Raw genomic sequence first — 12,833 nt, 5'->3', positions numbered from 1 at the left:
ACCGGCGGTTATTTTTACCGACGCTCCGTGAATCGGCCCCCGACGCAAGCAGCGCGAATCAACGGTGCAAAAACTGCTTCCGGACAATAGCCGCTACCTCGCGGAAGGCTTCGAGCCGGAACAGGGCCGACAGCAGGACATAAGAGACCGCACCGGCCGTCACTTCGGCCATCAGCCGCAGCAGGGCATGCTCCGGAATCGCGCGGGCCGTCAGCCGCACCGCGCCGTACATCGCGGCGGCCGCCAGCAGCGGAGGCAGCAGCGTCCGCACGAAACGCCCCGGCGACAACGACGTAAACTTGGTCGTGGCGAGGAAATTGACGGACATTTCGCAGAATGCGATCACCACGAGTCCCCATACCACGGCCTGCACGCTGATCGGAATCGTCACGGCGAACACCAGCGTCATAATCACCTTCTTGACGATCTCCAGCTTCACGATCAATGCACCGCCGCTCTTGACTTTCAATACGTTGTAGGCGATTATCGACATCGGATAGAAAAGTCCCACCAGACATACCGTCTCGAAATAGGGCACCGTAGGCATCCACTCCTCGCCCAGCAGGACGGCGAACATATCGTGCGCCACGGCCGACATGCCCAGCATGACCGGGAAAAGAACGTAGGAGACCACCATCACGACCTGCCGGTAGCTCTCGGCAAACTTCGGAGCGTCGTCCTTGATCTTGGCCAGCGCAGGGAAAGTGACGCTCTGCACGGCCTGCATCGCCGAAATCGTCGGCTGATCCTTGAGCTTGATCGCCTGATCGAACGAGCCGAGCGTATCGGCCGGATAGAGTCGTCCGAGGAAAAACTGCGGAATCTTATTGTAGAACGTCGAAATCAGGTCCGTGGCGATCAGGCTGAAACTGAAGGGAGCCATTTCGCGCAGCGGCCCGCGGCTGCACGCCCCGCAGGGCCGCCAGTCGCTCAGCCACCACAGCAGCAGAGTCCGCACCGCCGCCTGCAGCACGCGCTGGGCCACGATACACCAGATCCCGAACCCGGCGAGCGCAAGACCGATCGCCGCCAGTCCGCCCGCGAGCGACGAGGCGAAAGTCACCTTCGACAACAGCGCGAAACGGAACTGCCTGACGCAGATCGTATTCTGAATGGCGCACAGCGCCCCGATGGGCAGCTGCAGGAAAAACACGGGTGCGATCTGCGCGATCTGAGGCATGTCGTAGAACCGCGACGCCGGAAACGCCAGCACCGTGAAAAGCGCGTACATCACCAGCGAAACCCCGATATTGAAGGCGAAAACCGATTTGTAATCGTCCGCCGAAGGGGCCGCCTTGCGGATCAGCGCCTGCGAAAAACCGCTGTCCACGAGCACCAGCGCCACGGCCACCACGGCCGTCGGAATCGCCATGACGCCGAGGATGTCGCGGGTCAGCAGGCGCAGGATAATAAGGCTCACGGCCATCTGGAGGAGCATCGTACCGATCTTCTCGGCCATGCTCCACGCCACGCCGCGGGCGACCTTATCCTTCAGCTCCCCTTTCAACGGCTAACACTTTTGCGCCGCAACGATCTCCTCGTTGCGCCGGCGGATGTTGTCCACATTGGCGATCTCGACATACGACGCACCTCCGTCGGGTCCGAAGCTGCCGCCCACGATGGCCAGCAGATCCTCGCCCTTGAGTTTGCGGTACTGATCGAGGAATTCGAGCGCATCGACCAAGAAATGATACTTGTCGTGCAGCTCCTGATTGCGCAGAATAGGCACCACGCCGTACGACAGCGCCAGAATACGCTGCGCGTGAAGTTGGTAGCAGACGGCCATCACGGTCTTCCGGCCGCGGAACGCAGCGAGATAACGGCCCGTACGGCCGGTCTTGGTGTCGAGGACCACGTATTTGATCGGCAGGTTTGTCGAAGCGCGCACCGCCGAGCGGGCCAGCTGGGCCGTGATCTCGTGGTTCACCGAGACCATGTCCATGTCGATCATCGGCTTGAAATGCGTTTCGTCGCGCTCGATCTCGCGGGCCACGCGGGCCATCGTCTCGACCGACTCCACGGGATAGTCGCCCATGGCGGTCTCGTCGCTCAGCATCACGGCGTCCACGCGCTCGTAAATGGCGCTCGCCACGTCGCTCACCTCGGCGCGCGTCGGACGCGGACTCTTGACCATCGAATAGAGCATCTGCGTGGCGATAATCACCGGGCGCTTCGCGCAAATGCACTTCTCGACGATGCGCCGCTGGGTGTTGGGAATCGCTTCGGCCGGAAGCTCCACGCCCAAGTCGCCGCGCGCCACCATAATGCCGTACGACGCCTCGATGATCTCGTCGATGTTGTCGAGTCCCTCCTGATTTTCGATCTTCGAAATGATCTTGATTTTGCTGCCGTGGGCATCGAGAATCTCCTGCACGGCCTTTATGTCCTTGGCGCTGCGCACGAACGAGTGTGCGATGAAATCGACGTCGTTCTTCACGGCCCACTCGATGAAGCGGCGGTCCTTCTCCGTCACCGAAGGCAGGTCGATCGACACCGCAGGCACGTTGACGCTCTTGCGCGAACGCATCGCGCCGCCCACGACGAACTCGCAGATCAGCTCCTCGTCGGTCTTCTCCACCACACGAATTTCCAGCTCGCCGTCGGCGATCAGCATGCGCGCCCCGACCGGAATGTCGCGCACAATGGTCGGCACGTTCATATAAACCACCTTGCGGGTGGTCATGTCGCTGCCGTCCGAACCCCGTACGGCGACGCGGTCGCCCACCCGGAAATTGATGCTGTTGCCGTATTCGTCGGCGATCGTCGTCACGCGGATTTCAGGCCCTTTGGTATCTATCATGATCGGAATGGCCGGATTCACTCGGTGTACGGTCTCGACGATATGCGTGGCTCCGTCCTCCGTCACGTGTGCCGAATTGACGCGCACGACGTCCATACCGGCATCGTAAAGGTTCTTCACGAACTCCTCGGTGCAGCGGAAGTCCGACATCGTCGCAACGATCTTGGTTTTTTTCATTCTGTACATAAACGTATGATGCTTATAATTTGAACATTATTGTGTGATCGACATATTCCGCGGCAGCCTTGAGCCGTCTCGGTAATTCCGGTCCGCCCCGACTCCCCTTCTCCGAGGAAACCCGCTGCCGCCTGCGCGGCAGAAGCGCCGGCCTCTCCCGCTCCGACAGGAAACGCTCCGGAATCCCCGAAAGCGGCAGCCCGCACCTGCTCCTATGCAAACGGCATGCAGCCGGAAGCGGCTTTCTACTTTTCGCCGCCAAGCAGCAGCGCTTCGACTCCCAACCGGTAGGAATCCAGCCCGAATCCCATGATCGAGCCTTTGGCCACGGGGGCCAGCAGCGAGACGTGGCGGAACTCCTCGCGCGCGAGGATCGACGAGATATGCACCTCGACGACGGGAACCGACACCGCCGACACCGCGTCGCGCAGCGCCACCGAGGTATGGGTATATCCCCCGGCGTTGAGCACCACACCGTCGTAAACGCCGTCGGCCTGCTGTACGGCGTCGATCAACTCGCCTTCGATATTGGACTGGAAGTAGCCGAATCCGACGGCGGGATAGAGCGACCGGAGCCGTTCGAAGAAGGTTTCGAAGGTCTGCGTACCGTAAACTCCGGTGTCGCGCCGCCCCTGCAGATTGAGGTTCGGGCCGTTGAGAATCAATATTTTCATAGTTCCGACTGTTAGCCGCACACGGACTCCGCCCGCCGCGATTCGCAGACAAAGATAGTGATTTTAAAGAATTTTTTAATATCTTTGTTTAATATCACCCAATATAAAGCGACCGTAACGGCGCAATATACGTCAAACCGCCCGGAAAACCATGACCGAATTCGGATTCATCGACCGCATAAAAGACCTTTTCGCAACGCTCCCCGACAACGGGTTCGAAGGTATCGGCGACGACTGCGCCGTGCTGCCCGTCGGCGGCGGCGAATCGCTCGTCTTCACTACGGACATGCTCGCCGAAGGGGTGCATTTCCTGCGCACCGCCACCTCCGCACGGGGGCTGGGGCGCAAATCCCTCGCCGTAAACCTGAGCGACGTGGCCTCGATGGGCGCCCGTCCCATCGCCACCCTGCTGTCACTCTCGCTGCCCGACGATGCGACCGGAGCGTGGGCCGAAGAGTTCATGCAGGGTTACCGGGAGCTGTCCCAAGAATTCGGCGTAACGCTCGCCGGGGGCGACACCACCCGTTCGGCGGCAGGCATCACGATCAACGTCACCGCCATCGGCCGCGCCGCCGACACGCATATCAAACGCCGCAGCGGAGCGCGTCCCGGCGACGTGATTTTCACGGCGGGAGCGCTCGGAGCCTCCGGGGCGGGCCTGCGCGACATTCTCGCGGGCCGTTACGACACCCCCGCCGCTGCCATACACCGCAATCCCCGGCCGCAGGTCGCCGAAGGCCTCTGGCTCGGCCGGCGGCACGAAGTACATGCCATGATGGATATTTCGGACGGGCTGGCGTCGGACATCCGCCACATCATGGAGCGTTCAGGCGTCGGCGCCGCCATCGACACCGAGCGGATTCCGGCCGCCGCAGATGCGGACATCCGGACCGCCGCCTGCGCCGGCGAGGACTACGTCCTTCTGCTTACGGCCGAGTGCGCAGACGCGGAACGTCTCGCCGCCGACTTCCTCGCCCGGTTCGGCGCCCCGCTCCACCCCGTCGGCCGGATCACGGACGGCAGAGAGCTGGAGTGGTTCGAAAACGGAACGCTCCGCCCCCTCGACTGGCACGGCTTCACGCATTACTGACATTTCCGCAACCGCCGACGGGAAAATCGCCCCGGAAAACCAGCAAACCCAAAAACCGGCCAACCGCCCCGACAAAAAATACTCCCCGAACGAATCGGCAACCGTACGAACCGGCCACCAAAAGCCGGCGGCGGAGAATCGGCGACCGAACAAACCGGCAACCAAACCGACCGGGAATCGCACCGACCGCCCGGCCAAACAAACCGCCCGGCATATCACCTCTCAGCCAACGTTTCGCCCTTCGACAACATTTCGTCCCTCAGCAGGCCGCAACAAAAAAAACGGCACCCGAACAAACCCCTCCCCATCGCACCGCCCGGCATATCACCTCTCGGCAGGCATATCGTCCCTCGGCAGCCATATCGCCCCTCGGCAGCCATAACAAAAAACAGCGGCCCGAAGGCCGCCGCATTTCACTGACTCCGGGAGCCGCCTCCCGGCATAAGACTTATTCCTTGATAATATAGACGTGTTCGCCCCTCCGCTGCATGTGGTAATTTTCGCGGGCGTACTCCTCCAGATAATCGTCATACTGCAACCGCTCCAGCAGCGTGCTGTCCTGCTCGATCTTCGTCCGGTAATACTCCTTCTCGCGGGTCATCGCATTGATCTGACGCTTGATTTTCACGGCATGCAGCGAATTGCGCCCCACCACGAACAGCGTGACGACGACAATGACCGCCGTGGCGGCGATCCAGAACTTCCGGCCCACCTCGAAACTCATCAGGGTATGTGCATGTATTTATGCGTCTGTATGGAGATATTCCACTTCGGATGCGCCTTGGCGTACTCGACCATCGCGGGCATCACCCGTTCGGCGACGCTCCATTCGGGCTGCAGGTAGAGCATGCACTCCGGCCGCACCCGTGCGGCGTTCCGCTCGGCCCATTCGAAGTCGCTTTCGCTTTCGACGATCACCTTCAGCTCGTGCGCCCGCTCCAGCGCTTCGTCCAGCGGGGGCTGCTGCCGTTTGGGCGACAGACATACCCAGTCGAAGTAACCGCTGAAAGGGTGCGTTCCGGAGGTCTCCAGAAAAATCTGCAACCCCTTCTCGTGCAGGGTTTCGGTCAATACGCCCAACGGATAGAGCAGCGGCTCGCCGCCCGTAATGACGATCGCCTGCGCCGGACATGCCAGCGCGCGGTCGATGACCGTCCGCACGTCGGTCGGCGGATAGAGTTTCGGATTCCACGTATACTTGGCGTCGCACCAGCGGCACCCCACGTCGCACCCGCCCAAACGGATAAAATAGGCGGGTTTCCCCGCATGGAAACCTTCGCCCTGAATGGTATAGAAATCCTCGACGAGGGGCAGCAGGCGTCCTCCGTCCAGCAGTTCGGTATCTGTGGTGAAAGCCATTATTCGGTGACCACGTAAATATCTTTCAGACTGCGGCCCAGCTGGTCGTAATCCAGTCCGTAGCCAACGATGAATTCATTGCCGATCTCCATCGCGCGGTACTTGATCGGAATCTGCTTGCGGTAGGACCCCGGTTTGAAAAAGAGCGTGCAGACTTCGAGACTCGCGGGTTTCTGCGCCTTGAGGTCGCAAATCATGTACTCGATGCTCTCGCCCGTATCGACGATATCCTCGACCACGATCACGTGGCGGCCTTCGATGCTGCCGTTCAGCCCGATCAGGCTCTTGACGCAGCCCGACGAACAGGTTCCCTCGTACGAGGCCAGCTTCACGAACGACAGCTCGTTGTTGAACTCGATTTTCTTGATCAGATCGCTCATGAACATGAACGAACCGTTCAATACGCCGACGAACAGCGGCGTCTCCTTGTCGCCGTAATCCTCGTTTATGCGCTGGGCAACAGCCGACACAGCCTCGTCGATTTTCTCGGCGGGAATCATGATTTTGAACTTTCTGTCGTGAAGTTTTATGATATCCTTCATTTCGAATCCGGGTTTTTATTGTTATTTTTGCAAAATTAATTAATTGCACGCAAGAAACGAACGTTTCAACCGAAAATAATCGCAAAAACATGAAACTTTCCGAATGGTTCAAAGCCCGGTCCGGGCAGGAGCTGATGATGATCGCCGTCGTGGCGATGCTGCTCGTCATGATCGCCACGCGCTGGGCCTACATCTCCCGCACGGCCAAAGAGGCGATCCGCCAGCGGTTCGTGCCGCCCGCCGAACAGGCCGACAGCCTGCAGGCGAAATAAGAAAGGGAAGTTGCCGAAGCAACTTCCCTTTTTCGTGTCCAGAGCGGCGGCGTAACCTTCCCCGCCATGCTCCCGGCGACTGTTTTCTTCCCGACAGCCGCTACCGGTTCGGCACTTACACCAGCCCCGAAAATCCCATGAAGGCCATGGCGAGGATACCGGCCGTAATCAGCGCGATGGGCACCCCCTTGAAGGCTTTGGGAACGTCCTCGAAATCGAGACGCTCGCGGATACCGGCGAAGAGCACCAGCGCGAGGGCGAAGCCCAGCGCCGTAGCCACCGAATAGGTGACGCTCTGCAGCAGGTTAAACTCCTTCTGGATCATCAGGATCGCCACGCCCAGCACGGCGCAGTTGGTCGTGATGAGGGGCAGGAAGATACCCAGCGCCTGATAGAGCGAGGGAGAAAGTTTCTTCAGCATGATCTCGACCATCTGCACCAACGCCGCGATCACGAGAATGAAGACGATGGTCTGCATGTAGACGATGTCCAGCGGGACGAGCACATAGGTCTGGATCAGCCATGCCACCACGGCGGCGATCGCCATGACGAACGTTACGGCAGCCCCCATGCCCATCGAGGTCTCGACTTTCGACGACACGCCCAAGAAGGGGCAGATGCCGAGGAACTGCGCCAGCACGACGTTGTTTACGAAGATGGCGCCGATGATGATTGCAAAATAGGAAAGCTCCATAACTATTTCTTGGCTAATTTATTAAACAAAACCATGAGGTATCCCAGCACGAGGAACGCGCCCGGTGCGAGTACGAAGATCAGCGGCATGAAATCCGCCGTACCGAGGCTGACGCCGAAAATCGCGCCGCTGCCCAGTATTTCGCGCACGGCGCCCACGGCCGTCAGGGCCAGCGTAAAGCCCAGACCGATGCCCACGCCGTCGAGGATCGAATCCAGCGGCGAGTTCTTCGAAGCGAACGCCTCGGCGCGGCCGAGGATGATGCAGTTCACCACGATCAGCGGGATAAATACGCCCAGCGAAGCGTACAACGCCGGCACGTATGCCTGCATCAGCATCTGGATAACGGTCACGAACGAAGCGATCACGACGATGAACGCCGGGATGCGGACCTTGTCCGGAATGATGTTCTTGATGAGCGAGATCACCAGATTAGACATGATCAGCACGGCCATCGTCGCCAGTCCCATGCCCATGCCGTTTTCGGCCGAGGTCGTCGTACCCAGCGTGGGGCACATGCCCAGCACCAGCACGAACGTCGGGTTGTTTTTGACGATGCCGCTTACGATGATATTCAGCTTATTCATTTTGTCCTCCTTCCTGAGCCTCAGGCCCGCTGGTTTGTTCCTCCGCCGAATCTCCGGCCGCGGAAGTCGCGCCGGACGACACGTCGGTCGGGGTTGCACCCGTCGCAACGCTCTTGTAAGCCATCCATGCACGGTTGATCGCATCCACATAGGCGCGCGACGAAATGGTCGCCGCCGTCAGCGCATCGACGTCGCCGCCGTCCTTGGCGACGGCCAGCTTGCCGTTCACGAGCTTCTTCTCTTCGAGTTTCTGCCCCTTGACGCTGCGCAGCAGCACGTTGTCGGCGTCGGCCATCTTGGTTCCCAGTCCGGGCGTCTCCGCCTGCTTCAGGACATTGACGTTGATTACCTCGCCGTCGGGCGTGAAGCCCACCATCATGTTGATCGCGCCGCCGAAACCGTTCTTGGTCATCGATTCCACGGCATATCCGGCCAGCTGGCCGCCCTTGGTCGCGGTGTAGACCGTGATCGGCATTTCGTCGATGGTCAGCGTCTCGGCCGCCGTCTCATCGAACGCCGGAAGCACGCCGTTCAGCGCGGCGGTTTTCGCCGCCTGCTCGGCCTGAGCGATCGGTTCCGCCGTGATCATGTTCACGGCGCCCACCCCGGCCGAAGCGACGAGGGTGATGCCGAAGAGCACGGCCGTCATATTCAAAAGTGTACTTTTCATATCTGCGTCACTCCTATTTTACGCCGAAGCGCTTGGGTTTGACATATTTGTTGATCAGCGGCACCACGGCGTTCATGATCAGGATCGCGAACGACATGCCTTCGGGATAGGCGCCCCAAAGACGGATGCACATCGTAATCGCGCCGATGCCGACGCCGAAGATCACGCCGCCCCGGACAGTCATCGGCGAGGTCGAATAGTCCGTCGCCATGAAGATCGCACCCAGCAGCGCGCCGCCGGCCAGCACATGGAACAACGGGAACTGCCACAGCACCGGACCGGCCGAGAGTCCTCCCTTCGCCGCCGCGACGACAAACGCGAACAGCGCCATCGTGCCGAGGATCGTCACGGGAATCTGCCACGTGATGACGCGCCGCCACAGCAGGTAGACGAAGCCGCAGATCAATGCCAGCGCGGCCACCTCGCCCAGCGAACCCGGCATGTTGCCCAAAAGCAGTTCCTGCACGCCGAGCACGTCGGCGGCAGCGCCGTGTTTCACAGCCGCCAGCGGCGTCGCGCCCGACAGCGCGTCGAACGAGCCGTTCACCGGTACGGGGAACGAGGTCATCTGCACCGGATAGGCGATCAGCAGGAACACACGGCCCACCAGCGCGGGGTTAAACGGATTCTTGCCCAGTCCGCCGAAGGTCATCTTAGCGATGGCGATGGCGACGAAAGCGCCGATCAGCACGATCCACCAAGGAATCGACGCGGGCAGGTTGAAGGCCAGCAACACGCCGGTCACCACCGCCGACCAGTTGCCGATGGTCGAAGCGCCGCGGACCAGAAACTTCTGAATCAGATATTCGAACAGTACGCAGGCCGCGACCGAAAGCGCCGTGACACGCAGTACGTCCACTCCGAACACCACGGCCGAGACCGCCAGCGCGGGCATCAGCGCGATCACGACGTCGCGCATGATCCGGGCCGTAGACTGCGAGGTCTGTACGTGCGGTGCGGGAGCAACTACAAGTTTGTTTGCCATAAATATTTGGTATTTTTTACGTTCGGAGATTTACTTCTTGGGAGCCGCGGCACGCGCACGGATGATTCCCATAACGGTCTGCTTGCCCAGACGCACCCAGTCCAGCAGCGGCAGGTACGAGGGACACGAAGCCTGACAGCAGCCGCACTCGATACACGAAGTGATCATCTGCTCTTCGAGCGCGTCCCAGCCCTTCTTCTGCGTCATTTTCGAGAGGTAATAGGGTTCAAGCCCCATCGGGCAGGCGGCCACGCACTTGGCGCACTTGATGCACTGCGAAGCCTCGCGGCGCACGGCGTCGCGGCCGCTCATCACCGTAATGCCCGAACACCCCTTGGTCACGGGCGAATCGAGGTTGACCATCGCCCGGCCCATCATCGGACCGCCGTTGATCACCTTGCCCGCATCGGCGGGAAGCCCTCCGGCCGCTTCGAGCAATGCCGAAATCGGCGTGCCCATGCGGGTCAGCAGGTTCTTCGGCTCCTTCACGCCCTTGCCCGTGACGGTCACCACGCGCTCAATGAGCGGCTTGTTCTTCTGCACGGCCTGATAGACGGCATAGGTCGTCGAAGCGTTGCACACCACGGCGCCCACGTCGATCGGAAGCGCGGGCGGAGGCGGCACCTCGCGCCCCGTCACGGCGGCGATCAGCTGTTTCTCACCGCCCTGCGGATATTTCACCTTGAGGGGCACCACTTCGATCCCCTTATACCCTTCGGCCAGTTTGCGCAGGTGAGCTATGGCGTCGGGTTTGTTGTTTTCGATGCCGATGTAAGCCTTCTCCACGGCGATCGCCTTCATCAGGATCGTCACGCCCACGAGCAGCTCCTCGCCGTGTTCGAGCATCGTACGGTGGTCGGAGGTCAGGTAAGGCTCGCACTCCACGCCGTTGATAATCAACGCTTCGGCCTTTTTTCCGGGAGGAACCGAGAGTTTCACATGCGTGGGGAACGTCGCACCGCCCATGCCGACGATACCGGCGTCCTTGATCCGGGCGATGATCTCCGCGGACGAAAGCGCGCACTCGCGGACGAGCGTCTCCGAACGGTCGATGCCTTCGGCCCACTCGTCGCCCTCGCGTTTGATCGTAATCATCACCTGACGCAGCCCCTGACCGTTGGGGACGGCATCGACAGCCGTCACCGTTCCCGAAATCGGGGAGTGGATATTGGCCGACATAAAGCTTGACGCCTCTGCGATGAGCTGTCCCGTCAGCACCTTGTCGCCCTTGGCGACCTTGGCCGCGGCGGGCGCGCCGATATGCTGTGCGAGGGGAATCGCCACCGCATCGGGCAGCGGAAGCACCTCGATCGGTTTGGCGCCGCTCAGTTTATTTTCCGACGGATGGACTCCGCCTATTGGAAATGTCTTCATATCTTAATTTCTCTGTTTTTTCGGTTGGATTCTTTCCTTCGTCTTCCGCCGCCCCGGCAGGTCCACACCCGCCCCGGCTCTGCGGAAAAATCCGTTTATTCGGCTTTGGAAGCGGTTTCCGCCGGAGCGGCCTTCTCAGCGTTGGGCGCGGCCTTCTCAGGCGCAGCGGCACTCCCGGCAGGCTTTTCGACTGCGGCCGCCTTAGAAACTTCGGCCGGAGCGGCCTGCCCGGATGCAAGCGCGGCCTTCTCCGCAGCCGGCTTGGCGGATTCAACAGCCTTCTCTGCGGCCGGTGCCGTTTTCTCAGCAACCGGCGCCGCCTTCGGCGCAGCGGGAGCCGCCGGAGTCTTCGGCGCCTTGGGCAGCGGTTCCATGCCGACCAGCCGGATCGCACCCGTCGGGCACTCGTTCACGCACTTGCGGCAGAGCTTACACTTCTGCGGGTCGATATAGGCGAGGTTGTTCGCAATCGTAATCGCGTCGAACGCGCACACCTTCTGGCACTTGCCGCAGCCGATACATCCGGCCTTGCAGGCTTTCATCACCACGGCGCCCTTGTCCTTCGACACGCACGACACGTATACCGCACGGTTCTTGGGCCACTTCTTGCGCAGCTCGATAATCATTTTGGGACATGCCTTCACGCAGGCGCCGCAAGCCGTACACTTATCGGGATCGACTTCGGGAAGCCCCGTTTCGGGATTCATGCGGATCGCGTCGAAAGCACAGGAGACGACGCAGTCCCCGAATCCCAGACAGCCGAACGCACAGCCCGTTTCGCCCACATAGAGCGACGAAGCCACGGCGCATGACTTGGCGCCGTTGAAATCGTTGGTGCGGGGACGCTTCTCGCAGGTTCCGCCGCAGCGCACGGTAGCGACCTGCGGTTCCTTTTCGGGAGCGGACTTGCCGAGGTAAGCCGCGACGGCCTTCATGCAGTCGCCGCCGCCCACGGGACAGAAGAGCGACGAAATGTCGTCCTGCTTCACGAGCGCATCGGCCATGCCGCGGCAGCCGGCGAAACCGCAGCCGCCGCAGTTCGCGCCCGGCAGCATCTTCTCCACCTCGTCGATTCTGGGATCCTCCTCGACCCGGAATTTCTGGGCCACGAAATAGAGGATCACCGCGGAAAGCACTCCCAGCGCACACAGCGTCAGGATTGTGTAAAGTAATACTTCCATCAGTAGTTTTTGGTTATTGAGAAATGAATTGTGTGTTCGATTTTATGCCTGAAGAGCCATAACACGCAGTAATAGACGCCTACGGCGGCCAATGCCGCCAAGGCGCTGCGGCCTTCGCTCCAGCCCAGCGCGGCGACCGCCGCGGCCAGCGCCCCCAGCAGCACCGCCAGCGCGCCCACATAGGCCAATATAACGGCGACAGCGCCCGCACTGCGGCGGACGCCGACCGTAACGCTTTCGCCTGCGGTGTAGTGTTGCTGCGCTCCGGGGGTCGTCACCTCGACGATCTTTTCCTGCGCTTCGGCCAAGCCGCAGGCCTCGCGCGCCTTGCAGGCACCGCAGGCGCTCTGTGAGGTAATCTTCACATAGACCCGGTCGCCTTCGACGCGCGACACGATCCCTTCGTGTTCGATGATTCCGGATGCCAC

General features: G+C 61.0%; 15 protein-coding genes. 2 read left to right on the top strand and 13 right to left on the bottom strand.

What is annotated here, in order from left to right; all coding sequences use genetic code 11:
* Positions 1-58 precede the first annotated feature (58 nt).
* The 3 genes from ACESTR_RS11120 to aroQ all read right to left on the bottom strand — a co-directional run bounded on the left by ACESTR_RS11120 (position 59) and on the right by aroQ (position 3,651).
* Positions 59-1,507, bottom strand: a complete 1,449-nt coding sequence (locus ACESTR_RS11120; protein ID WP_014774360.1) for a lipopolysaccharide biosynthesis protein — start codon at positions 1,505-1,507, stop codon at positions 59-61.
* Between the two features lie 3 nt (positions 1,508-1,510).
* On the bottom strand, positions 1,511-2,986 hold the full coding sequence (gene pyk, locus ACESTR_RS11115) for a pyruvate kinase (RefSeq protein ID WP_009598842.1): 1,476 nt from the start codon (positions 2,984-2,986) through the stop codon (positions 1,511-1,513).
* A 236-nt stretch (positions 2,987-3,222) separates the two neighbouring features.
* Positions 3,223-3,651 carry a type II 3-dehydroquinate dehydratase gene (aroQ, locus tag ACESTR_RS11110; RefSeq protein ID WP_009598850.1) on the bottom strand — a complete coding sequence of 143 codons (429 nt, stop codon included), beginning with the start codon at positions 3,649-3,651 and terminating at the stop codon, positions 3,223-3,225.
* Positions 3,652-3,802: 151 nt separating this feature from the next.
* On the opposite strand from aroQ, the gene thiL reads away from it, so the two are divergent.
* Entirely contained in the window at positions 3,803-4,741 is a 939-nt protein-coding gene (gene thiL, locus ACESTR_RS11105; RefSeq protein WP_009598785.1) for a thiamine-phosphate kinase, read from the top strand.
* Positions 4,742-5,189: 448 nt separating this feature from the next.
* Here the strand turns inward: thiL and ACESTR_RS11100 are convergent, their stop codons facing one another.
* The 3 genes from ACESTR_RS11100 to hpt are packed head-to-tail and all read right to left on the bottom strand — an operon-like array spanning position 5,190 to position 6,642.
* A complete protein-coding gene (locus ACESTR_RS11100) occupies positions 5,190-5,465 on the bottom strand; it encodes an FtsB family cell division protein (RefSeq protein WP_009598852.1) in 276 nt (91 codons plus the stop codon).
* Positions 5,465-6,100, bottom strand: coding sequence for a 7-carboxy-7-deazaguanine synthase QueE (locus ACESTR_RS11095; protein ID WP_009598834.1), 636 nt, complete (start codon positions 6,098-6,100; stop codon positions 5,465-5,467). Before ACESTR_RS11095 ends, ACESTR_RS11100 begins: the two co-directional genes overlap by 1 nt.
* Positions 6,100-6,642, bottom strand: a complete 543-nt coding sequence (gene hpt, locus ACESTR_RS11090; protein ID WP_009598865.1) for a hypoxanthine phosphoribosyltransferase — start codon at positions 6,640-6,642, stop codon at positions 6,100-6,102. The genes ACESTR_RS11095 and hpt overlap by 1 nt, the downstream gene beginning before the upstream one ends.
* 89 nt (positions 6,643-6,731) lie before the next feature.
* Here hpt and ACESTR_RS11085 point away from each other — a divergent pair, with 89 nt between their 5' ends.
* Positions 6,732-6,914: a hypothetical protein gene (locus ACESTR_RS11085; RefSeq protein ID WP_022043759.1), complete on the top strand. Its 183-nt coding sequence runs from the start codon at positions 6,732-6,734 to the stop codon at positions 6,912-6,914.
* 115 nt (positions 6,915-7,029) lie between these two features.
* On the opposite strand, the gene rsxA is transcribed toward ACESTR_RS11085, so the two are convergent.
* The 7 genes from rsxA to ACESTR_RS11050 form a co-directional block, all read right to left on the bottom strand.
* A complete protein-coding gene (gene rsxA, locus ACESTR_RS11080) occupies positions 7,030-7,608 on the bottom strand; it encodes an electron transport complex subunit RsxA (RefSeq protein ID WP_009598921.1) in 579 nt (192 codons plus the stop codon).
* A 2-nt stretch (positions 7,609-7,610) separates the two neighbouring features.
* A complete protein-coding gene (locus ACESTR_RS11075; RefSeq protein WP_009598807.1) occupies positions 7,611-8,195 on the bottom strand; it encodes an RnfABCDGE type electron transport complex subunit E in 585 nt (194 codons plus the stop codon).
* Positions 8,188-8,865 carry an RnfABCDGE type electron transport complex subunit G gene (locus ACESTR_RS11070; protein WP_278713830.1) on the bottom strand — a complete coding sequence of 226 codons (678 nt, stop codon included), beginning with the start codon at positions 8,863-8,865 and terminating at the stop codon, positions 8,188-8,190. The genes ACESTR_RS11075 and ACESTR_RS11070 overlap by 8 nt, the downstream gene beginning before the upstream one ends.
* A gap of 13 nt (positions 8,866-8,878) precedes the next feature.
* Positions 8,879-9,850, bottom strand: a complete 972-nt coding sequence (locus tag ACESTR_RS11065; protein ID WP_195291585.1) for an RnfABCDGE type electron transport complex subunit D — start codon at positions 9,848-9,850, stop codon at positions 8,879-8,881.
* 30 nt (positions 9,851-9,880) lie between these two features.
* Positions 9,881-11,224 carry an electron transport complex subunit RsxC gene (gene rsxC, locus ACESTR_RS11060; RefSeq protein ID WP_195291586.1) on the bottom strand — a complete coding sequence of 448 codons (1,344 nt, stop codon included), beginning with the start codon at positions 11,222-11,224 and terminating at the stop codon, positions 9,881-9,883.
* 95 nt (positions 11,225-11,319) lie between these two features.
* Positions 11,320-12,405, bottom strand: a complete 1,086-nt coding sequence (locus ACESTR_RS11055; RefSeq protein ID WP_130063476.1) for an RnfABCDGE type electron transport complex subunit B — start codon at positions 12,403-12,405, stop codon at positions 11,320-11,322.
* On the bottom strand, positions 12,405-12,833 hold the full coding sequence (locus ACESTR_RS11050) for a SoxR reducing system RseC family protein (RefSeq protein WP_130063474.1): 429 nt from the start codon (positions 12,831-12,833) through the stop codon (positions 12,405-12,407). Before ACESTR_RS11050 ends, ACESTR_RS11055 begins: the two co-directional genes overlap by 1 nt.

This window comes from Alistipes sp. DJF_B185 (assembly GCF_964250025.1).
GTDB lineage: Bacteria > Bacteroidota > Bacteroidia > Bacteroidales > Rikenellaceae > Alistipes > Alistipes finegoldii.
The sequence above is the reverse complement of the archived record's forward strand: the minus strand, read 5'-3'. Positions and strand labels throughout refer to the sequence as shown.